This window comes from Zoogloea sp., assembly GCF_044344315.1.
In the GTDB taxonomy this organism is placed as follows: Bacteria; Pseudomonadota; Gammaproteobacteria; order Burkholderiales; family Rhodocyclaceae; genus Zoogloea.
On record NZ_JBIJDC010000037.1, the window covers coordinates 1 to 21,350 of the forward strand.

The 21,350-nt window shown below is 67.3% G+C and carries 22 protein-coding genes and 1 pseudogene; 8 read left to right on the plus strand and 15 right to left on the minus strand.

What is annotated here, in order from left to right:
- The first annotated feature begins 231 nt into the window (after positions 1–231).
- Positions 232–624 (plus strand): hypothetical protein, encoded by a 393-nt coding sequence (locus ACIQ09_RS10085; RefSeq protein WP_398308775.1) that lies wholly within the window; start codon positions 232–234, stop codon positions 622–624.
- A gap of 43 nt (positions 625–667) precedes the next feature.
- On the opposite strand, the gene ACIQ09_RS10090 is transcribed toward ACIQ09_RS10085, so the two are convergent.
- The 12 genes from ACIQ09_RS10090 to ACIQ09_RS10145 all read right to left on the minus strand — a co-directional run bounded on the left by ACIQ09_RS10090 (position 668) and on the right by ACIQ09_RS10145 (position 9,699).
- Positions 668–916, minus strand: coding sequence for a hypothetical protein (locus ACIQ09_RS10090; RefSeq protein WP_398308777.1), 249 nt, complete (start codon positions 914–916; stop codon positions 668–670).
- A 174-nt stretch (positions 917–1,090) separates the two neighbouring features.
- Positions 1,091–1,531 (minus strand): nuclear transport factor 2 family protein, encoded by a 441-nt coding sequence (locus tag ACIQ09_RS10095; RefSeq protein ID WP_398308779.1) that lies wholly within the window; start codon positions 1,529–1,531, stop codon positions 1,091–1,093.
- On the minus strand, positions 1,528–2,319 hold the full coding sequence (locus ACIQ09_RS10100; protein WP_398308781.1) for an SDR family NAD(P)-dependent oxidoreductase: 792 nt from the start codon (positions 2,317–2,319) through the stop codon (positions 1,528–1,530). The genes ACIQ09_RS10095 and ACIQ09_RS10100 overlap by 4 nt, the downstream gene beginning before the upstream one ends.
- A gap of 2 nt (positions 2,320–2,321) precedes the next feature.
- Complete coding sequence (locus tag ACIQ09_RS10105; RefSeq protein ID WP_398308783.1) at positions 2,322–2,849, minus strand: DUF3833 domain-containing protein; 528 nt, start codon at positions 2,847–2,849, stop codon at positions 2,322–2,324.
- Positions 2,846–4,099 (minus strand): MFS transporter, encoded by a 1,254-nt coding sequence (locus tag ACIQ09_RS10110; protein ID WP_398308785.1) that lies wholly within the window; start codon positions 4,097–4,099, stop codon positions 2,846–2,848. Before ACIQ09_RS10110 ends, ACIQ09_RS10105 begins: the two co-directional genes overlap by 4 nt.
- Complete coding sequence (locus tag ACIQ09_RS10115; RefSeq protein ID WP_398308787.1) at positions 4,096–4,626, minus strand: chalcone isomerase family protein; 531 nt, start codon at positions 4,624–4,626, stop codon at positions 4,096–4,098. The genes ACIQ09_RS10110 and ACIQ09_RS10115 overlap by 4 nt, the downstream gene beginning before the upstream one ends.
- Positions 4,610–5,839: a class I SAM-dependent methyltransferase gene (locus ACIQ09_RS10120; protein WP_398308789.1), complete on the minus strand. Its 1,230-nt coding sequence runs from the start codon at positions 5,837–5,839 to the stop codon at positions 4,610–4,612. Before ACIQ09_RS10120 ends, ACIQ09_RS10115 begins: the two co-directional genes overlap by 17 nt.
- Positions 5,836–6,612: a DUF1365 domain-containing protein gene (locus ACIQ09_RS10125; protein WP_398308791.1), complete on the minus strand. Its 777-nt coding sequence runs from the start codon at positions 6,610–6,612 to the stop codon at positions 5,836–5,838. The genes ACIQ09_RS10120 and ACIQ09_RS10125 overlap by 4 nt, the downstream gene beginning before the upstream one ends.
- Positions 6,609–7,949 (minus strand): NAD(P)/FAD-dependent oxidoreductase, encoded by a 1,341-nt coding sequence (locus ACIQ09_RS10130; protein ID WP_398308793.1) that lies wholly within the window; start codon positions 7,947–7,949, stop codon positions 6,609–6,611. Before ACIQ09_RS10130 ends, ACIQ09_RS10125 begins: the two co-directional genes overlap by 4 nt.
- A gap of 125 nt (positions 7,950–8,074) precedes the next feature.
- Positions 8,075–8,875 (minus strand): GTP cyclohydrolase FolE2, encoded by an 801-nt coding sequence (folE2, locus tag ACIQ09_RS10135; RefSeq protein ID WP_398308795.1) that lies wholly within the window; start codon positions 8,873–8,875, stop codon positions 8,075–8,077.
- Positions 8,876–8,912: 37 nt separating this feature from the next.
- Entirely contained in the window at positions 8,913–9,476 is a 564-nt protein-coding gene (locus ACIQ09_RS10140; protein ID WP_398308797.1) for a glutathione peroxidase, read from the minus strand.
- A gap of 13 nt (positions 9,477–9,489) precedes the next feature.
- Positions 9,490–9,699: a hypothetical protein gene (locus ACIQ09_RS10145; protein WP_398308799.1), complete on the minus strand. Its 210-nt coding sequence runs from the start codon at positions 9,697–9,699 to the stop codon at positions 9,490–9,492.
- Between the two features lie 84 nt (positions 9,700–9,783).
- Here ACIQ09_RS10145 and ACIQ09_RS10150 point away from each other — a divergent pair, with 84 nt between their 5' ends.
- Positions 9,784–10,719, plus strand: a complete 936-nt coding sequence (locus tag ACIQ09_RS10150) for a MerR family transcriptional regulator (RefSeq protein ID WP_398308801.1) — start codon at positions 9,784–9,786, stop codon at positions 10,717–10,719.
- Here the strand turns inward: ACIQ09_RS10150 and gluQRS are convergent.
- Positions 10,710–11,639 (minus strand): tRNA glutamyl-Q(34) synthetase GluQRS, encoded by a 930-nt coding sequence (gene gluQRS, locus ACIQ09_RS10155; protein WP_398308803.1) that lies wholly within the window; start codon positions 11,637–11,639, stop codon positions 10,710–10,712. The genes ACIQ09_RS10150 and gluQRS overlap by 10 nt on opposite strands.
- A gap of 233 nt (positions 11,640–11,872) precedes the next feature.
- Here gluQRS and ACIQ09_RS10160 point away from each other — a divergent pair, with 233 nt between their 5' ends.
- Positions 11,873–13,747, plus strand: a complete 1,875-nt coding sequence (locus ACIQ09_RS10160; RefSeq protein ID WP_398308805.1) for a diguanylate cyclase domain-containing protein — start codon at positions 11,873–11,875, stop codon at positions 13,745–13,747.
- 19 nt (positions 13,748–13,766) lie between these two features.
- Here the strand turns inward: ACIQ09_RS10160 and ACIQ09_RS10165 are convergent, their stop codons facing one another.
- Both ACIQ09_RS10165 and ACIQ09_RS10170 read right to left on the minus strand, forming a co-directional pair.
- On the minus strand, positions 13,767–14,633 hold the full coding sequence (locus ACIQ09_RS10165) for a spermidine synthase-like protein (RefSeq protein ID WP_398308808.1): 867 nt from the start codon (positions 14,631–14,633) through the stop codon (positions 13,767–13,769).
- A 53-nt stretch (positions 14,634–14,686) separates the two neighbouring features.
- Positions 14,687–15,160: a transcriptional repressor gene (locus tag ACIQ09_RS10170; protein WP_398308810.1), complete on the minus strand. Its 474-nt coding sequence runs from the start codon at positions 15,158–15,160 to the stop codon at positions 14,687–14,689.
- 67 nt (positions 15,161–15,227) lie between these two features.
- Here ACIQ09_RS10170 and hisI point away from each other — a divergent pair, with 67 nt between their 5' ends.
- The 5 genes and pseudogenes from hisI (at position 15,228) to ACIQ09_RS10195 (ending at position 21,348) form a co-directional block, all read left to right on the plus strand.
- On the plus strand, positions 15,228–15,668 hold the full coding sequence (gene hisI, locus ACIQ09_RS10175) for a phosphoribosyl-AMP cyclohydrolase (RefSeq protein WP_398308812.1): 441 nt from the start codon (positions 15,228–15,230) through the stop codon (positions 15,666–15,668).
- Positions 15,665–16,894, plus strand: a complete 1,230-nt coding sequence (zigA, locus tag ACIQ09_RS10180) for a zinc metallochaperone GTPase ZigA (protein WP_398308814.1) — start codon at positions 15,665–15,667, stop codon at positions 16,892–16,894. Before hisI ends, zigA begins: the two co-directional genes overlap by 4 nt.
- A complete protein-coding gene (locus tag ACIQ09_RS10185) occupies positions 16,887–17,972 on the plus strand; it encodes a CobW family GTP-binding protein (protein WP_398308816.1) in 1,086 nt (361 codons plus the stop codon). Before zigA ends, ACIQ09_RS10185 begins: the two co-directional genes overlap by 8 nt.
- A 96-nt stretch (positions 17,973–18,068) precedes the next feature.
- Positions 18,069–20,020: pseudogene (gene thrS / locus ACIQ09_RS10190) on the plus strand (threonine--tRNA ligase).
- Entirely contained in the window at positions 20,017–21,348 is a 1,332-nt protein-coding gene (locus ACIQ09_RS10195) for a dihydroorotase (protein ID WP_398308818.1), read from the plus strand. Before thrS ends, ACIQ09_RS10195 begins: the two are co-directional and overlap by 4 nt.
- Positions 21,349–21,350: the final 2 nt, after the last annotated feature.

Sequence of the window (21,350 nt, forward strand, 5' to 3'; positions counted from 1 at the left end):
CGGCGGTAGTGGGCGGCCACCTGGGCGTAAAGCAGGGTATCGGGGAGTTCGGATTCCATGGCGCGATCATCCCCGAAGCCAGGCGGAGGCCACAGGTACAGACGGGCTAAAAGCGCACCATAACAGGCTTCAAAAGATGCTGCTGAACCGATACAGAAAGGCGATTGCTGTGTCTGACGGACAGCGCCGGGGATCCGTAATCTGTAGCCATCCCCACTCACGGAGCCCGCCATGGACCCGACCCCCCTCAAACCGGACGCAACATTGCAACTCGGCCCCGCCCAGCGCCACCTGTGCCACGCGGCAGCAGGCAGCGTGCTGGTAGTGGAAGAAGGCCTGGTACTGCTGGACGGGCCGCCCCGCTGGCTGGGCGCGCAGATGCTGACGCCACGCCGCCAGGTCGAGGCGGGCTGCTGTCATGTGCTGGAAGAGGACGGCTGGATCGGGCTGACGGCCCCCCGGGGGGCCCGCCTGCGCCTGCTGGCGGAACAGGGCGGGGGCACGGACGACGGCTTGCTGGCCCTGCTGCTGGCCCGGGTGCGCTGGCTGCGGACCCTGGAGAACCGCCTGCTCGCCGCCGGTGTGGCGGCCCTGCGCCTGCGGCTGGAAAGACGGGAAAACTGAAACTGGCCGGAAACCGGCCAGTGGGCTGAAGAAAAGCCTGGGCCTAACGACCGGCGCTGGTGCGCCTCATGCCATAGCCGGCCTCGATGTCCCATTCAGCCAGGATCTCGGCCGCCTGGCAGGCCAGCTCGGGGTCGTCGAAGCCTTCCCGGGACGGCACACGCACAAAGCTGCGCAGCAGACGCCCGTTCTTGGCAAAGAGGTCGTACCAGCCGTCCCACTTGCCGTCGTTGTCACGACGCAGCACCGCGTAAGGCTGAAAAGTGAAGTCACCATGCCTCTGCAGAGACATTTTGCTGCTCCCTCCAATCCAAGAACATGCGGACGAATTGCCACGCAGGGAATCGAGTGCAGATTCTAAAGATCGCGCTGCAGCAAGGGGTTAAACATCATGGCATCGGCACAGCCCGAATCAATCGTTCACAAAGTCAGCCCATAGGGGTTGATCCAGCCTGATGGCATGGGCTCAACGGGCGGCCAGACGCCCCCGCAACCAGCGCATCAGCGTGCCGAGCAGGGGCAGACGGGCATACAGTTCCTCGCCGGTATCCCAGTAGTCCCGGTGGGTCGCCACCCGGCCGTCGGCGGCAAAACGCAGGTGGGTGGCACCACGGATGCACTGCAGTTCGGCCTCCTTCCAGCCCCGGAAGCGGAACTCGAACTCCCAGGCGAGCCAGGCTTCGTCGCCCTCCCCCATGCGGCTGCTCACCCGGAAGCGCGGCTCCTGCACCTGCTCGTACATGTGGCGGAACACCTTCTCGATGGCTGACAGGCCGCACACCTCATTGAAGGGGTCCTTGAAACGGGCATCGGCGGCGTACACCTCGGCAATGCGGGCCAGGCTGTCGGGGGACAGGGTTTCGTAGAACTCGACCACCCGCGCCACGGCTTGATGCGTGTCGTTCACAGGCCGGTGCTCCGGGCGATCAGGCGGAAGTAGAGCCGGTCGGGCAGGATGCCCAGCAGCTTCAGGACCCGGGTGAAACGGCGCGGGAAGTGGATCTCGAAGGCACCGCTGGCGAAGCCCTTGACGATGCGCGCCGCGGCATCCGCAGCGGAGATCAGCGCCGGCATCTCGAAATCGTTCTGGGCCGTGAGCGGCGTGGCCACGAAGCCGGGGTTGATCAGGAACACCGACACTCCTTTCGGAGCAAGGTCGAGATACAGGGTTTCGGCAAAGTTGATCAGCGCTGCCTTGCTCGGCCCATAGGCCAGGGCCTTGGGCAGGCCCCGGTAGCCGGCCACGCTGCCAACGATGGCCAGCGCCCCGTGGCCCTGGCGGAGCAGTTGTGGCAGCGCCGCGGCCACGCCGTCCATCACCCCGAGGAGGTTGGTGTGCACCGTGTGGCGGGCGTTGTCGGTGGTCAGATCCCAGGCCCGCAGGGGCATGTAGGTGCCAGCGTTGAGGATGACCAGATCCACCCCGCCCCAGGCGTCGAGCAACTGCATCATGGCCGGGGTGAAGGCGCCTGCGTCGGTCACGTCCAGGGGCAGCACCAGGGCATCACGCAGCCCGCTGGCCACCTGCTGCAGCCGCTCGGCACTACGCGCCGACAGAGCCAGACGTGCGCCACGGGCATCCAGCTCTGCGGCCAACGCAGCGCCTATGCCCGAGGAGGCACCGACGATCCACACCCGCCGGCCCTGCCAGTCGGTGATCGGAGTGTTCAGCGGATCAAACCAGCCCATGCTCATGTCTAGTCGCGTTTGCGGAAACTCAGGGTTACTTCACCCAGGTGGAAGCCGAACTTGCTCATCACCGAACGGTTGAGCATCACCCGGTCATCCATCAGGAACATCCAGTCATCGAAGTCCACGTTGTAAACCTTGCCGTCCACCGGCAGGGCCATCACATACTTCCAGCGTAGTGCATTGCCGCGGGCTTCGCCGCTCGCCTCGCCGACCACGTCATCGGCCTTGCCAGTGTAGCGGTGGGCATCCAGCCGGGTCAGGGTCCACACCCGGCGCTGGGTACTGCCGTCCGAGTAGGTGAAGCGCTCGTCCAGAGTGCCGGTGTTGCCCGCCCAGCGGGCATCGATCAGCACATGAAAGCGCTTCACCACCTTGCCGGAGCGGTCCTGGAAGATGCCGTCGGCGTCGAGGGTGCCGTTGAAATAGCGGGTCAGGTCGAGCTCGGGCTTCTCGGTGGCGTAGTCCGCCACCTCCACCGATGCACAGCCGCCAAGCCCGACGAAGCCTGCCAGCAGGATGGCCAGTTTGCTCATTGCGTTTCCCCTTCCATGATCCGGCGCCAACGCCACAGGGCGGCAGCCGCCATTAGTTTGAGTACCAGAGGCACCACGGCATACACGGCCGACAAAGCCGCCGTGGCACCTGCGTCCCGGGCCCCCGGCGCGTAGCCGAGAAAGCCCAACAGCGGCAAGGCCAGCCCAGCCGCGAGGGCCAGGTTGGCCTTGGTGACGAAAGCCCACCAGCCGAAACAGGCCCCGGCGCGCCCCTCCGCACGGCGCGCCAGCTGATCGGCGAGCAGGGCCGGCGGCAGGGCCAGATCAGCACCCAGAGCCAGGCCGGAGAGCACGCAAATCGCGCCAAAGGCCAACGTGTCGCCGGGGCCGATCAGCGCAGCCCAGGCAAACACCGCCACGGCCAGCCCCATGCCGGCCAGCCAGGCTCGCGCCTTGCCCACCCGCCGGGCCAGGCTCACCCACACCGGCAGGCCGGCGGCACCGGCCAGAAAATAGATGGCCAGGAACAGCCCCGACAGATCCTCCCGCTGGACCACGTCGGCCACGAAGAACAGCACCGTCGACGCCGGCACTGCCGCGGCGATCCCGTTGAGGGCAAACACCCCCAGCAGCGCAGCGAAAGGCCTGTCGGCGAGGGCGCCGCGCAGGGCTGCCCAGGGGTTCTCCTGCCGGGCCACGGGGCGCCGGCCGGCGGGCATGCCCGGCAGGCTGACCATCGCCACCAGTGCCAGGACGGCCACGAACACCCCTCCCGTCCGCGCCAGCCCGGCCTCCATGGTGGCGGCCAGCACACCCGGCAACGCCGCCGCCAGCAACACGCCGAGGAGCCCGAAGCCCTCCCGTGTCGCCACCAGACGGGTGCGCATGTCGCTGCTCTCGCCCAGCTCGGCGCCCCAGGCCCCGTGGTTGATGGTGGCCACCGAGTAGCCGAAGGTCACCACCACCAGCAAGCTCGCCAGCCACAGGCCGCCCGCCCCGGGGGGCGGCGCCAGCAGGCCGCCCACGCCCACGGCCAGCAGGGGCAGGGCCAGGGCGATGAGCCGTCGCCGGCTCGAAAAACGGTCAGACACCCAGCCGATCAAGGGGTCGCTGAGGGCGTCGACGACCCGGGTCAGCAGCAGGATTGCCCCCACCAGGGCTAGGCTCAGCCCGGCCTGATCCGCATACAGCTTGGGTACGTGCACGTAGATGGGCAGCGCCGCGAAGGCCAGGGGCAAGCCCAGCAGACCGTAGCGCAGGCCCAGCAGGCGCACGGGCGCGGCGCTCAAGACGGCGGCCCGAGCAGGCGGCTGCGCAGGGCCGGCACCCGGGTGCGGCTGTCGAGCCAGATGGCAAAGAAGGCCCGGGAGAAAGCCGGGTCGGCAACCTCTCCGGATAGCCGCCCCTGGTGATAGAAGGCCGCACCTCGGCCGGGCAGGTGCACACCCACGATGGTCTCTCCGGCGGCCACGTCCGGAAAGACCCGCTCCAGATCGCTCTTCCAGCGGGCCAGGCGGGCCTCGTCGCCACCACCGAGGCGACGCATCTCGTCCAGGCTGGTGGACACCAGGGTGTCCCGGGAAAAGGCACGGGCGTAGGTGAGGACCAGGGCGAAGGGGGCATCCTCCCGGTAGGCTTGGCCACTCACCCACAGGCTCGCGCCGTAAAGGCGCAGGCCGAGGAAGCTGGCGTCACCGCTGCCCAGGTTGCGCCAGGCGGGCGCCAGGGCCTTCACCGGCTCGGGCAGGCTGGCCTGCACTGGAAGCACGGCGCCTGCCAGCGCCGCCAGCAGGATGAGCTTACGCAGCCGGAGCATGGCCGAAGGCAAACTGATGCACATCGACGCTGCCGGCCCGGAAGCCGGCCTCGCAATAGGCCAGGTAGAAGCGCCACAGACGCACGAAGCGCTCGTCGTAGCCCAGCTCGCGCACCGCCGGCAGCGCCGCTTCGAAGCGCCGCTGCCAGTGCACCAGGGTTTCTGCGTAATCCAGGCCAAAAGCCAGGTCTGCGCTCACGGCCAGACCAGCCTTGGCAGCCTGACGCCGGACGATATCCGGGCTGGGCAGCATGCCGCCCGGGAAGACATAGCGCTGGATGAAATCGGTGCCCTTGCGGTAGCTGGGGAAGAGCGCATCGGCGATGGTGATGGTCTGCACCACGGCGCGGCCGCCGGGCTTGAGGCGGTCATGGATCTGGGCGAAGTAACCCGGCCAGAAGCGCTCGCCCACCGCCTCCATCATCTCGATGGAGACGATGTGGTCGTAAGTGCCGCGCACGTCACGGTAGTCGCACAGCTCGAAGTCCGCCTCACCGGCCCAGCCGCCGTGCTTCGCCCGCTGCCGCGCCCAGGCCAGCTGCTCCTTCGACAGGGTCAGGCCGAGCACGCGGCAGCCGTACTCCTGCACCGCGATCTCGGCGAAGCCACCCCAGCCGCAGCCGATCTCGAGAATCACCTGCCCGGGCCGGACGTCCAGGGTGTCGAGGATGTTGCGGTACTTGCGGCGCTGGGCCGCATCCAGGGTTTCGCCGGCCCCCAGGCCGAGGGCGCTGGAGTAGGTCATGCCCGGGTCCAGCCACAGGCGGTAGAAGTCGTTGCCCAGGTCGTAGTGGGCCTGGATGTTGCGCTGGGAGCCGGCCCGGGTGTTGGCCCGCAGCAGGTGGGTGAGGCGATGGCCGATCAGGCGCCAGGCCTTGCCGTGGATGGCGCGCTGCAGGGTGTCCCGGTTGCGGGCCAGCAGTGTCAGCAAGGCGGGCAGATCAGGCGTCTGCCAGTCGCCGTCCATCCAGGCTTCGGCAAAGCCGATGTCGCCCTTTGCCAGGATGTCGTCGAAGACACGCTCATCCTCCACGCGCATGTGGGCCACGCAGGGGCCACGCCCAACGCGCCGGGTCAGGCCGTCACGCAGATGGATGTCGATGGCGCCGTCCTGGATGCTGTCAAGGAGGCCCAGCACGAGGCGGGTGCCGCGGCGCAGATGCGCGGCCTGATCGGCAACGGCGCCGACAAAGGGGTGTTCCAGCCGGTTCATGACGAAAGCTCCTCGGTGGGCGGATGGGGTTTGCGGAAAAAGGGAACGCGACGGAGAGCGAGCCGCATGGCTTGCCAATGGATACGGGCCACCACGCCGAAGCTCATCAGCGGCAGGCGCACCAGCCAACCCAGCAGAGCGCGGCCGGTGAGGGGCTGCTCCCGGCCCGACAGGCGGGTGGCGAGCTGGCAGTGGCCGCCCTCCCAGTAGTCGATGGCGGTGCTCACCACCCCGCCCTGACGGGAGAAGCGGAAGCGATACTCGCCCCGTACCGGAAAGAAGGGCGACACGTGAAAGACCTTGCAGGCCTTCAGCTCGTCACCGGCGGTGATGGGGCGGTGGTCCGGGTGGGCCACCAGATAGTTGTGATGCTCGCCGAAGGTGTTGCTGACTTCGGCGAGCACGGCGCGCAGACCGCCCTGCCGGTCATGGCAGAACCAAAAGCTCACGGGATTGAACAGAAAGCCAAACATGCGCGGCATGGTCTGCAGCACCACCTCGCCGTCGGCCTCGACCAGCCCATTGCGTTCAAGCAGATCGCGGATCCAGGGCAACAAGGGTGAGCCGTTGCGAGCACCGTGGTCACGGCTGCGCAGGGTGAACACGCCCGGGCGATCCACGCCCAGCAGCGGCACGCGCAGGCCCTTCAGGCTGCCAAGGGGAATACGCAGGGTGGCCAGGGGGTAGGTGAAGCGGTTATGCACCGGGCGGGTGCGCTCGTGCATGACTGCGCCCATGCACACCTTTGGTGTGAACGCCTGCGTTTCCATCATGCCACGGCCCCACTGTGGTGGCCGCTGCCCTGCCACGGTGCCGCCACACCCAGGGCGGCAGCCACGACGAGGGCCGACTTGAGCCCGTCCTCATGGAAGCCATAGCCCGTCCAGGCGCCGGCAAACCAGCTGTTTCGCTGCCCCTGCAGGGCCGGCAGGCGAGCCTGGGCATCAATGGCGCCCTGGTCGAAAACCGGGTGGGCGTAAGCGTAGCGCCCCAGCACGGTGTCGGCCGCAGGCTCGATGAGAGGATTGAGGGACAGGACCACCGGCGTGCTCACCGGCAGAGGCTGCAGGCGATTGAGCAGATAGGACACCGACACCGGCCGCTCCCCCGGCGCGCCATGGCCGGACAGGTAGTTCCAGGCGGACCACACGCCGGGGCGACGGGGCAGCAGGCGCGTGTCGGTGTGCAGCCAGGCATCGTTGTGCTGGTACTTCACGGCCCCCAGCACCGCGCGCTCGGCCTCGCTGGCGTCGGCGCCGAGCAGGGCCAGGGTCTGGTCGGAGTGGCAGGCGAACACCACCTCGTCGAAGCGCTCGACCCCGCTGCGGGTGCGCACCGCCACGCCGAAGCCCGCCTCGCGGCGCACCTCCAGCACCGGGGTGGCCACACGTACCTCGCCAATACCGCTCAGGAGCTTGTCCACGTAGCTGCGCGCGCCGTTTCTCACCGTGTACCAGCGCGGCCGGTCAAAAACCTGCAGCAGGCCGTGGTTGTGGCAGAAGCGCACGAAGGTGGCCAGCGGATAGGCCATCATGCTGCGCGTCGGGCAACTCCAGATGGCCGCCGCCATGGGGATCAGATACCAGTCACGAAAGGCGTGGCTGTAGCCATGGGTCACCAGATAGTCACCGAGGGCCATGTCGGGGGTCGTGCCCTCCCGCGCCATGCGCGTGGTTTCCCGGTTGAAACGCCGGATGTCCTGGAGCATGCGCCAGAAATCTGGCCGCAGCAGGTTGCGGCGCTGGGCAAAGAGGCTGGCCAGATCGCTGCCGGCCCACTCCACGTCGGTCGCCGTCAGGCTCACGCCGAAGGACATCTCGCTTTCCACCGCGTCGACGCCGAGGAGGGCGAACAGGGCGCACAGGTTGGGGTAGGTACGCCGGTTGAAGACCAGAAAACCCGTATCCACCGGAAAACGCTGCCCGTCCACCTCAACGTCTACCGTGTGGGTGTGCCCCCCCAGGTAGTCACCGCCTTCAAACAGCACCACCTCGTGCTCACGGCTGAGCAACCAGGCGCTGGCCAGCCCGGCAATGCCGGCACCGATCACGGCGATGCGCCTACCCTCCCGGGGGCGGGAAGCAAACTTGTCTAGCGGACCACGATCCATTGGCGACTCCTAAGAAATACTCTGGCGCTCAGCGCTGGTGAGGACATTGGTAACGAGCGGTTCGGGTTCGTCCCGGGCATCGCAGGGGCGAAATCGGGCCGCTCGGCAGATTCACTCACACGCTCTCAGCCGTTGCGGCCTTCCATCAGGGCGTAGGCCGAATGGTTGTGGATCGACTCGAAGTTTTCAGACTCCACCGTCCACGCCGCGATGCGCGGCTCCGCGCGCAGGCGCAGGGCCACGTCACGCACCAGGTCCTCGACGAACTTGGGGTTGTCGTAAGCACGCTCGGTGACCCACTTTTCGTCAGGGCGCTTGAGCAGGCCGAAGATCTCGCAGGACGCCTCCTCCTCGGCAATCCGCACCAGTTCCTCGAGGCTCATGTCTTCCCTCAGCTGCGCGCTCAGGGTCAGATGCGAGCGCTGGTTGTGGGCGCCGTAGTCGGAGATCTTCTTGGAGCAGGGGCACAGGCTGGTCACCGGCACCACCACCTTGATGCTCAGCTCCGCCTCGCGGCCGAAGGCCTTGTCCACGCTGACCGTGGCATCCAGGTCGAGCAGACTCTCGACGCCGCTCACCGGGGCACGCTTGCGCATGAAGAAGGGGAAACGCATCTCGATGCGCCCGGCCGGGGCCCCCAGATGGATCAGGGTTTCGCTGATCAGATCACGCAGACCCGCCATGTCCAGTGCCGCCCTTTCGCTTTCCAGAATCTCGACGAAGCGCGACATGTGGGTACCCTTGACCTCGGGGGGCAGGAAAACCGTCATTTCGAGGTTCGCCACGGTGTGCTGGACCTGCCCCTCCTTGTCCAGAAAGCGCAGGGGGTAGCGCAACCCCCGAACGCCGACCCGTTGAATGGCCAGTTGGCGCAGGTCCGGGGAGGCCTGGACATCGGGAAGGTGCAGCTTTTCGGGTGCATTCACGGGAACTCTCCTGTCTGGGGCGGGTAGGTAATGATGTTCAGAGACGGTCTGCGAGGGCTTTTTCAACTGCATTCACCAGACTGCGGCTGTCCGGTGAGGTGGTACTGGGGAAGCTCAGCACCTTCTGGCCACTGCGATCGATCAGGTATTTGTGGAAATTCCACTTCGGCCGCTCGCCGGTGAGGGACGCCAGCTGACGGTAGAGCGGGTTGGTAGACGAGCCGGTTACGTCAGTCTTGGCAAACATCGGAAACTTGACGCCGTAGGTCAGCCGACAGAAATCGGCGATCTCCTTGTTGCTGCCCGGCTCCTGGCTGCCGAAGTCATTGGACGGAAAGCCCACTACGACCAGACCCTGCTCCCGGTACTTGGCGTACATCTTCTCCAGCCCGTCGTACTGGCTGGTAAAACCGCAGAAGCTGGCGGTGTTGACCACCAGCACGACCTTGCCCTTGTATTGGCACAGGGACTGGGGCGCATCGTCCTGGAGTCGCGGAAAGCGATGGTCGAGCAGGGCCGGGCAGGCTTCGGCGGCAGCATGGGCCGCACCAGCGACAAACATCAGGGAAAGCACGAGGATGTGGCGGCACAGGGCAAGCATGATCATCCCCTGCTCACAGGCCGGCGTTCTGATGCAGAAAAATCTTCACCGCCAGGTCTTCGTCCTGGACAGAAACGGGGGCAGCCTCGGTTTCGGGGGCCACAGCCGAGGCGCCGAATACATGCGGCTGCGCCGCCATCTGCTGGACACCAAAGGCCACCGCACCCATCAACAAGAGGGAGAAGAGCATACCCGCAGGGGTTTCAAAACTCTGTGTGTGCATGATGTTTGTCCTGGACAATTAGGGGCGACACCCCTACACTAGGATCAAATCATCTCGATGTCAACATTTTGTCCAGGACAAAATATGAACACTCCACTCCAGCCTGCAGGTTTGCCGATTGCCGCCGTCGAACGTGACACCGGTTTGGCCAAGGACACATTGCGTGTTTGGGAGCGCCGCTATGGCTTTCCTCAGCCAACCCGGGATGCCAACGGCGAGCGGGTCTATCCGCTGGCCCAGGTAGACAAGCTACGCCTGCTTCGACGCTTGATTGATCAGGGCCTGCGCCCCGCCAAGATCATCAATCTCGAATTGCAGGCGCTGGTGGGCATGCTCGACGAGATCGGCAAGCCCCGGGACAGCGGAGACCCGGAACGCACAGCCCAGTTCGCGGCCATCCTCAAGTTCGTGCGCCTGCACCTCCATGAAGACCTGCGCCGCAGCCTGCAGCAGTTGCTGATGAAGCTCGGGCTGCAGCGCTTTGTCTGTGAGGTGGTCGCGCCGCTCAATCATCTGGTGGGTGATGCCTGGCTGCGCGGCGAGATGGAGGTGCCCGAAGAACACTTGTATACCGAACAGATCCAGAACATCCTGCGGGCAGCCATCAGCACTCACGCAGTGACCCGCAGCGCTCGGCCGGTGGTGATGCTGACCACCTTCCCCGAAGAACAGCACGCGCTGGGCCTGCTGATGGTCGAGGCTGCCATCACGCCCGAAGGCGCCTGTTGCGTATCCCTGGGCACCCAGACGCCCCTGGAGGACATCCGCAGCGCCGCCGCCAGCGGGCGCTTCGACATCGTCGCCGTGTCCTTCAGTTCGGCCTACCCGACCCGCCAGGCCATCGAAGGTCTGCGCAGCCTGCGCAGCGGTCTGCCCGAGCAGATCAGCCTGTGGGCGGGCGGCGCCGCCTTGCATGGCGCGGCCCGCAAGCTCCCCGACATCACTGTATTCGAATCCATCGATGCCCTGCCTGCCGCGCTCGAAGCGTGGCGGAAGGCCTCGGGCGTGGCTCAACCGTAAGCAGACGCAGGGGCAAGGCGCTGGCGCGGCACCCGCTGCATGGACCAGTTGGCCAAGGCCCACTGCCAGACTGCCGCCAAACCGGATTCCGCCAGCCCCCCCGGCGGCCCCTGGCCGAGAAAGTCGAGAGCATCGACCAACACGCCTGCCGGCTCCTGATTCTCGATACTGCGTGCCAGGGTCTGCTTGGACAGCTTCTCGCCTGCAGCGTTGGTGGCCACAGGGAGATGGGCGTAAGCCGGGGTCGGGTAGCCGAGCAGGCGCTGCACCACGATCTGGCGGGCCGTCGAATCGAGCAGGTCAGCCCCCCGCACCACTTCGCTCACCCCCGCCTCCGCGTCATCCACCACCACCGCAAGCTGGTAGGCAAACAGGCCATCGGCACGAAGCAGCACAAAATCACCCACATCGGCGGCCACATCCTCTTCGATCAGGCCCTGCACCCCGTCCTCGAAACGGACCCCACCCGCGGGCACCCGCAGGCGCCAGGCACGGGCCTCACGGCCCACCGGTAACCCGGCACGGCAAGTGCCGGGATAGCGCCGGGTGCCATCCCTGGCAAGGGAGGAATCGGCCATCTCCCTGCGCGTACATGCACAGCCGAAGAGCATGCCTGCCGCCTCCAGGCGGGCAAAGGCTGCCTGATAGGCCGCCGTACGCCGGGTCTGCCAGATCACCTCGCCATCCCAGGCGAAACCATAGGCCTCCAGGGTGCGCAGGATGCCGTCGGCCGCTCCCGGCACACTGCGCGGTGCATCCACATCCTCAATTCGCAACAGCCAGCGCCCACCCCTGGCGCGAACCGACAGGCAACTGCCCAGGGCCGCAACCATCGAGCCGAAGTGCAGCGGCCCGGTGGGCGATGGCGCGAAACGCCCCACCAGCGCTGCCGATGCCACGCCCGACGACTTATTCTTCATGCATTTTCACCCACCCAAAAGACACAACATTAAACAAATCAGGCGCTTACCCGATCTGAGCGAAACCCCTATGACTTTCGGCATATTCCGCTTCCAGCAATGCCCCCGGATAATCCGTGCGGCCCTAGGAAAGCCCGCCCAAGGGCATTGTGGCAGCGATTCGGCAAGGTCCGAAAGAGCCCGCCAGTCATGACATTCCCAGTCTCCACGCCGACGCACCCAACGCCTTCCGCATGAAACCTGGCAGCCTTTCCCTCCTTCGTCCGGATATGCCGCAGGCGGCACCCGCCGGTCCGAGGAGGCATTCGCTCGCCCTGCACCACCTCCGCCGGGTTCATCTGCTCGGGCAGCTCGCCAGCATCGTCACGGTGGTCGGCCTGTGGTCCCATATGGCGAGCCCTGGGCTGCTCCTGCTATGGTGGCTGGGGCTGATTGCCTTCCAGGGGCTCCTCATCGGCCTGACCCACCCGGCCCGCCTGGCCCAGCCCGGCACGCCCATCCACGACCCCCTGCTGCGCCACTACCTTCTCTCTGCCATCGCGGTGTTGGGCGGCGGGGCTTGGGGAAGCCTGGCCCTGGTCGGCCCCTACGAGGCCGGCCCCCAGGCCCAGGCCATCCTGTTCATGGCCCTCGGCGGCGTCACCCTGGCCGGCGCCGGCATCCTTGCCGCCAGCCGCAGCGCGTGCGCGGTGTTCGTCACCGCCGTGCAGTTGCCCCTGTTCATCCAGACCGTCGTCAATCCGCCGGCCACGCTGCCCCACGCCAGTTTATTCCTCGGCGTGTTCGTGCTCATCGCCCTGACCCTCAACGACCTCCTCGCTGCGTCCCGGGGCGGTCGCCCCTTGATTGACGCAGGTCCCGCCGAGCTGCTCCAGCAAGCCATGCTTGACAACACCGGTGAAGCCATCGTGCTCTCCCGCGGGCACCGCATCCAGCGCTGGAACCAGCGCCTCCCGGAAGTCCTGCACTGCAGCCCGGCGGATCTCTCCGGACGGCGCCTCGATGTCTGCTTCGGCACTCGCCAGGAATGGCGCCGACACGCCCGCAAGGCCATCGACACCCTCGGCCGCGGAGAAACCTACCGGGGCGTCACCCGCCTGCGCCGCCTGGACGGCAGCGACTTCTGGGCAGAAGTCTCCGGCAGGAAGGTCGGCTCCTGCGATACGTCGGCGCACATCGTCTGGACGGCCGCCGACATCACCGAACGAATCAGCGCCGAGGCCCGGGACGAACTGGCTCATACCCAATTGCTGGCACTGCTCCAGCACTGCGCCGACTGGTACTGGGAAACCGACGGCCAACACCGTCTGATGCAGATCACCCCGCTGGCGCTCTCCGCCGACGACAGCCTGCAGCGCCAAATCGGCCGCAAATGGTGGCAGTTCCAGCGTAGCGGTCAGAGCCCCCACCCGGCCCATGGCACCCTGCGCCGGACTTTCGAGCAAAGGGAAGGCTTTCGCGACCTGCAGGTGGACGTCCCCGACGGCAGCCATACCCCACGCCGCCTGCAGCTCAACGGCACGCCACGGCACGACGAGCACGGGGGCTTTGTCGGCTACCATGGAATCGCCACGGACGTGACCGAGCGGATCCGCGACAGGGAACGCATCTACTTCCTGGCCTACCACGACGCCCTTACTGGCCTGCCCAACCGCCGCCTGCTGATGGACAGACTGGCCCAGTCCATCGCCCGCGCTCAGCGCTACCAGGGTCACATTGGGGTCATCCTGGTGGATGTGGACGACTTCAAGCGCATCAACGACCTGGCCGGCCACGGCACCGGCGACAGAATCCTGGTGGAAATGGCCGACCGGCTGCGCCACAGCGTGCGCTCCTGCGACACGGTGGCCCGCCTGGAGGGTGATACCTTCGTGATTCTGCTACCCGAGCTCGACGGCGCCGGCGCCGCCGAACCGGTCGCCGCCAAGATCCTGTCGGTGCTGCATCAGCCCCTCGCCCAGCCCTCTCCCCGCAACATGCTGGGCGCCAGCCTCGGCATCGCCACTTTCCCCGACGACGCCAGCAGCGCCGAAGGCCTGCTGCGCATTGCCGACGGCCGCATGCTGCGCGCCAAGCGGCGCGGCGGGCAGCGCATCGAACGCGCCTGAGCCCACTACAACGCGCGCCTTACACGTAGCGCAGGCGCCGGCTGCGCTCCAGGCGCTCGGCAAATTTCGGAAAATCGAGCCCGGTGCGCCCCCGCAGGGCCTTGGCCTGATTGCCGATCTCGCGCCAGCGCGGGGCGAAGCCCGGGGCACGGATGGCCAGCACGATGTCGTTGCCATCGGCCAGGGAGATGCTCAGCACGCGGTCATCGAAGACGCCGGCGATCATCGCCAGATGGGCCTCCCGATCGGCCCGCTCACCGGCCAGGTTCGCCACCATCAGGCCACGCCCGGCAAGAGCGTCATGCACCGTCTGATAGAAATAGCTCGAGCTCACCGAGCCCGACAGGCCATGGCGATCGAAGGCATCCATCATGATCACGTCGGGCCGCTCGTCCCAGCCGGCGCTCTCGATCACCGCATCCGCCCCGTCGCCCTCCCGCACCTGCAGGCGGGCATCGTCGGGCGGCAACTCGAACTCGTCACGGAAGGCGATCACCCGGGGGTCGATCTCCACCACCGTGATGCGCGCCGACCCCACGTGCCGGTAGCAGAACTTGGCCAGCGAACCGCCGCCGAGGCCCAGCATGAGCATATGGCGCGGCTTGGGCAGGAAGAGCAGGAAGCTCATCATCGCCTGGGTGTAGTCCAGCTCCAGCGCGAAGGGGTCCTTCAGGCTCATGGTGCTCTGGATCAGGGACAGCGAGAAATGCAGGCTGCGGGTGGTGCCGTCGTCGATCACGAAGGGCTTGTCGTAGGCCCCCGACACCACCTGGCCAAGCACCGCGCGGGTGTCGCAATCCGCCGGTTCGAGCAGGCGGATGGTGTCGCTGTCGGAAAAGAAGGGGCTGGGCAGTACCAGTACGGAGGGTGTTTCAGCGGGAGGCACGGCGGGGAAAGGAACGAAGGCGGGGCTGCATTGTAAACCCGCGGCCGAGACATTCAGGGTGTCGCCCGACAGGCCGGGCAGACCGCGCCGATCTCCACCTCGGGGCTCTCCAGCTGATGCCCTGCCGCCGCCAGACTGGCCGCCAGGGCCCCCATCACCGCATCATCCTGCAACTCCGTCACCCCATTGCAGCGCGGACACACCAGGAACAAGCCCGGCATCTGCGCCTGGTGGCAGTGCTGGCTGCAGGCCACGAAGAGGTTCATGCGCCCGACCTTGTGGGCCAGCCCCTGCTCGATCAGGAAATCCAGCGCTCGATAGACGGTGGGCGGCGAAGCCCCCGGCTTGTCGGCCTTGATCCGCTCCAGCAGATCGTAGGCCTTCAAGCCCCTGGGGTGACGCAGCAGCAGCGCCAGCACCAGGCGCCGGATCGGCGTCAGGCTGGCGCCACGGCTGCGGCAGCTCGCTTCGGCCTGATCGAGGAAGCCGGTTTCGACAGCGTCTGGGGAAGGGGCGGCAGTATTCATGGGGGAGTTCACACAGGCAGCAATGCAATGTTATAACATTGCAATTCAAACAGATTGTCAGGCTGCCATGTTAACCCGACTTGAGTGTGCCCCTCCCGGCAGTCAGCTCCCCCTGGAGGCCGTGCTCGACGCCCTGCCCTGGAACCAGGATGGTCTGATCACCGCGATCGCCCAGCAACACGATTCGGGCGAGGTGTTGATGCTGGCCTGGATGAACCGGGCGGCGCTTGCGGAAACCCTGAGCACGGGCCAGGCCTGCTACTGGTCCCGCTCCCGGCACAACCTGTGGCGCAAAGGGGAGACCTCCGGCTGCCGGCAACGTGTCATCGATGTCCGCTTCGACTGCGACGGCGACGCCGTGCTGCTGCAGGTGGACCAGCTCGGCGGCGCCTGCCATACCGGGCGGCGCAGCTGCTTTTACAACGGCGTGCGCGGTGACCGGATCGAAGTCCTCGACGCCCCACGCCCTCCCCTGCCCGCCCCGATTTCCCACAAGGAGACCCCATGACCCCGTCCTCCCGGGCCAGACTGCCCGTCACCGTCCTGTCCGGCTTCCTCGGTGCCGGCAAGACCACCCTGCTCAACCACGTCCTGCACAACCGGCAAGGCCTCAAGGTGGCGGTCATCGTCAATGACATGTCGGAGGTCAACATCGACGCCCGCCTGGTGGCCGAGGGCGGAGCGGAGCTGTCCCGGTCCGAGGAGAAGCTGGTCGAGATGAGCAATGGCTGCATCTGCTGCACCCTGCGCGAAGACCTGCTGGTGGAGATCCGCCACCTGGCAGAGGAAGGCCGTTTCGACTACCTGCTCATCGAATCCACCGGCATCTCGGAGCCGCTGCCGGTGGCGGAAACCTTCACCTTCCGGGACGAGAACGGCGTCAGCCTGTCCGACATCGCCCGTCTCGACACCCTGGTCACCGTCGTCGATGCCTTCAACTTCCTGCGCGACTACGGCTCCACCGACTACCTGGCCGACCGGGGCGAGAGCCTGGGCGAAGAAGATCAACGCACCGTCGTGAACCTGCTGGTGGATCAGGTGGAATTCTGCGACGTCATCATCCTCAACAAGACCGACCTGCTGGACGCCGCCGAGCTGGAGCGCCTGGACGGCCTGCTGAAGAACCTCAATCCCCGCGCCGACATCGTCCGCGCCCGCTTCGGCCAGGTGCCCCTGGAGCGCATCCTCGACACAGGGCGCTTCGACTTCGCCGCCGCGGCCGAAGCGCCCGGCTGGCTGGCCGAACTGCGCGGCGAGCACGCGCCGGAAACCGAGGAGTACGGCATCACTAGCTTCGTGTACCGGGCCCGGCGTCCCTTCCACCCCGAGCGCTTCCACGAATGGATCAACCAGGAGTGGCCAGGCGTAGTGCGCTCCAAGGGCTACTTCTGGCTGGCCAGCCGCCCCACCATGGTGGGCAGCTGGTCCCAGGCCGGGGCGGTGGTCCGTCACGAGCTGGCCGGCCTGTGGTGGGCCGCCGTGCCGCGGGACCGCTGGCCCCAGGACGAGGAAGGCCTGGCCGCCATCCGTGCCCGCTGGGACGACGCCGTCGGTGATGCCCAGCAGGAGCTGGTCCTGATCGGCATCGACATGGACGAAGCCGCCCTCCGCGCCCGCCTGGACGCCTGCCTGCTGAACGATACCGAGTACGCCAGCAGCCCCGCTGCGTGGACGCAGCTGCCCGACCCCTTCCCCCGCTGGGCCTTCGCCAGCGAGGAGCAGACCCATGGATGAGCACGAGGAGCACGACTCCCGGACTCCCATCACCCTGCTCACCGGCTTTCTCGGTGCAGGCAAGACGACCCTGTTGAACCATCTCCTGCGTCAGCCGGAGATGGCCCGGGCGGCAGTGTTGATCAACGAATTCGGCGCCGTCGGCATAGACCACCATCTGGTCGAACGCATCGACGGAAACGTCGTGGTTCTGGACTCGGGCTGCCTGTGCTGTACCGTCAAGAGCGAGCTGACCCGCAGTCTGGCCGACCTGTTCCTGCGCGCACTGCGCAAGGAAGTCCCGGTCTTTGACCGGGTCGTCATCGAGACCACCGGCCTCGCCGATCCCGTGCCGGTGATCCAGGCACTGATGAACGATTTCTTCGTGGCCGAGCGCTTCCGTTTCGATGGGGTCATCACGGCGGTGGATGCGCTCTTCGGCCGCGACCAGATCCAGCGTCATCGGGAAGCCCTGCGCCAGATCGTCATGGCCGACCGCCTGCTGATCACCAAGTGCGACCTGGCAGGCAGCGTCGAGCTCGCGTCGCTGGAACAGGATCTCGCCGCCCTCAACCCCGGGGCAAGCCGGATTCACGTCTCCGGCGGAGCGGTGGCGGCCTCGGCCATCATCGACTGTGGCCTCTACGACCCCGGCAGCAAAGTGCCCGACGTGGTCCGCTGGCTTGCGCCACCCGCAGCGGCAGGCATCCGCTACACGCCGCGGGCGGCGGCCAACGTGCCTCCCTCCCACGATGGCAGCGTCCAGAGCTTCACCCTGGTCTTCGACCGGCCGCTGCCCTGGGTACGCTTCATCGACAGCCTGAGCCGACTTCTCGACACCTGTGGCGACCAGGTCCTGCGGATGAAGGGGCTGCTGAAGGTCACGGGCGATACGCGCCCCTGGGTGGTCCAGGGTGTTCACGACATGGCCTACCCGCCCATCCAGCTGCCCGAGTGGCCCGCCGGGCCGCCTTTTGACGACGGCCACAGCCGGCTTGTCTTCATCGTCCAGGACCTGCCCCGGGCGCAGATCGAGGCGGGCTTCTCGGGATTGCTCGATGCCGCCCCGCTCGCCGCCCCCCTGCCCTTCCCAGGCTGACCCACCGCCATCCACGCCAGGGACCTCGGCAAGCACCGGCGGCTCATCGTCGTCGCCCTGCCCTTCACCTTCCATCTCCTACCAGGCTCACGCACCATGCCCTGCATCACCCTGCCTGATGGCAGCCAGCGCACGTTCGCGCACCCGCCAACCGTGGCCGACGTCGCCGCCGCCATCGGCCCCGGCCTCGCCCGGGCCACCCTCGCCGGCTGTATCGATGACCGCCCCGTCGACACCACCTTCCGCATCGACAGGGACGCCCGGCTCAGCCTGATCACCCCGGACAGCCCCGAAGGCCTGGCGATCCTGCGTCACTCCTGCGCCCACCTGCTGGCCATGGCCGTGAAGCAACTGTTCCCGGGCGCCCAGGTGACCATCGGCCCGGTCATCGAAGAGGGCTTCTTCTACGACTTCGCCTTCGAGCGCCCCTTCACTCCCGACGATCTGTCCCTGATCGAAGCCCGCATGCACGAACTGGCCGCCGCCGACCTGCCCGTCACCCGGCGCGAGCTTGCCCGTGACAAGGCCATTGCCCACTTCGAACAGCAGGGCGAGCACTACAAGGCGGAGCTGATCCACGCCATCCCGGAAGGCGAACCCCTGTCCCTCTATCGCCAGGGCGACTTCGAGGACCTGTGCCGGGCCCCCACGTGCCCTCCACCGGCCGCATCAAGGCCTTCAAGCTGACCAAGGTGGCGGGCGCCTATTGGCGCGGCGACGCCACGAAGGCCATGCTGCAGCGCATTTACGGCACTTGCTGGCCCGACGCCAGGGCGCTCGCCGCCTACCTGACCCGCCTCGAGGAAGCCGGCAAGCGTGACCACCGCAAGCTCGGCGCCCAGCTCGATCTCTTCCATTTCGACGACAGCGCACCCGGATCGGTGTTCTGGCACGCCCGGGGCTGGACCCTGTTCCAGCAGTTGATCGCCTACATGCGGGCGCGCCAGGACGAAGCCGACTACGTCGAGGTCAACACCCCCGACGTGATGGACCGGGGGCTGTGGGAAACCTCCCGCCACTGGTTCAACTATCGCGACGCGATGTTCACCACCACCACCGAGGACGAGCGGGTGTTTGCCCTCAAGCCCATGAACTGCCCCGGCGCCGTCTCGCTGTTTGCCCAGGGCATCAAGAGCTACCGCGACCTGCCCCTGCGCATGGCCGAGTTCGGCAAAGTGCACCGCTACGAGCCCTCCGGCGCCCTGCACGGCCTGCTGCGGGTGCGCCACTTCACCCAGGACGACGCCCACATCTTCTGCACCCCCGCCCAGATGCAGGACGAGTGCGCCCGCAGCATCGCCCTGGTGTTCGCCATCTACCGGGATTTCGGCTTCGATGAGGTGGCCGTCAAGCTGTCCACCCGCCCGGCCCGGCGCATCGGCGACGACGCCACCTGGGATGCCCTCGAGAATGCCCTGTCGGGCGCCCTCGACCGGATGGGCATCGCCTACCGGGTCAATCCCGGCGAAGGCGCCTTCTACGGCCCCAAGCTGGAGTTCGTGCTGCGTGATGCCATCGGCCGCGACTGGCAGTGCGGCACCCTGCAGGTGGACCTGAACCTGCCCGAGCGCTTCGACATCCATTACGTCGATGAAAAAGACCAGCGCCAGCGCCCGGTCATGCTGCACCGGGCCCTGTTCGGCTCCCTGGAACGCTTCACCGGCATCCTGATCGAGCACTACAGCGGCCTCTTCCCGGTCTGGCTCGCCCCCTGCCAGGTGAAGGTCCTCACCATCAGCAGCGCCCAGGACGACTACGCACGCGAGCTGGTCCGAACCCTGAAGCAGGCCGGTCTGCGGGCCGATGCCGATCTGCGCAACGAAAAGATCGGCTTCAAGATCCGCGAGCACACCCTGCAGAAGATCCCCTACCTGGCCATCGTCGGCGAACAGGAAAGGCAGCGAGGTCAGGTCGCCCTGCGCGCCCACGACGGCACCAACCTGGGCAGCCTCTCACGCGCGGCGTTCATGGAGCAGCTCCTCCGCGCAGCCCGGTCACCCTTGCACAACACCCTCTCCCCCTGCAACACCACCCCACCCTCGCCATGACCCGACACGTCCTCATCCGCAACGCCCGGCTGGTGAATGAAGGCCAAATCGTCGATGGCGACCTGCTTATCGCCGACGGCCGCATCGACCGGATCGCCGGCAGCATCACCCTCCCCGCGGAGATCGAGATCGACGCGGCGGGCGCCTGGCTGCTGCCCGGCATGATCGACGACCAGGTGCACTTCCGTGAGCCCGGCCTGACCCATAAGGGCTGCATCGCCAGCGAATCGGCGGCGGCCGTGGCCGGGGGCATCACCAGCTTCATGGACATGCCCAACACCCGCCCGCCCACGCTCGACATGGCCGCCGTCGACGCCAAGCGGTCCCTCGCTGCTGCTGGCAGCCACGCCAACTACGCCTTTCACCTGGGGGTGTCCACCCACAACCTGGACGCCGTGGCTGCCGCCGACCCGACCCGCATCGCCGGCATCAAGGTGTTCATGGGGGCCTCCACTGGGGACATGCTGGTGGACGACCCGGCCGTGCTGGAGCGCCTGTTTGCCTGTGCCCCCACCCTGCTGCTGGCCCATTGCGAGGACACCCCCACCATCCTGGCCAACGAGGCCGCCTGGCGGGCGCGTTGGGGCGACGACATCCCCTTCGACGCCCACCCCCTGATCCGCAGCGCCGAGGCCTGCTACCGCTCCTCGTCCCTCGCGGTGGGCCTGGCCCGTCGGCACGGCACGCGCCTCCACGTGCTGCACCTGTCCACCGCCCGGGAGCTGGCCCTGTTCGACGACGGCCCCCTGGCCGGCAAACAGATCACCGCCGAAGCCTGCCTCCATCACCTGCTGTTCGACGACAGCGGCTACGCCACCCTGGGCAGCCTGCTCAAGTGCAACCCGGCGGTGAAGACCCGGCAGGACCGGGACGCCCTGCGCGCCGCCGTGGTCAGCGGACGCATCGACGTCATCGGCACCGACCACGCCCCCCATACCCGGGCCGAGAAGGCCGCCCCCTACGCCACCGCCCCGTCCGGCCTGCCCCTGGTCCAGCACGCCCTGCCGGCGCTGATGGAGCTGGTGCACGACGGGGTGCTGGATCGCCGGACCCTGGTCTGGCGCTGCAGCCACGCCGTCGCCGACCTGTTCCAGATCCGTGATCGCGGCTACCTGCGGGAGGGCTACTGGGCCGATCTCGTCCTGGTCGCCGATCAGGACCACGCCGTGGATGCCGACCCCATCCTCGGTCGCTGCGGCTGGACCCCGTTCGCCGGCAGGCACTTCCGCTCCCGGGTTCTCACCACTGTGGTGTCCGGACAGATCGCCTGGCAGGACGGCCGGCTCAACCCCGCCTGCCGCGGCGAAGCCCTCCAATTCGACCGCTGAAC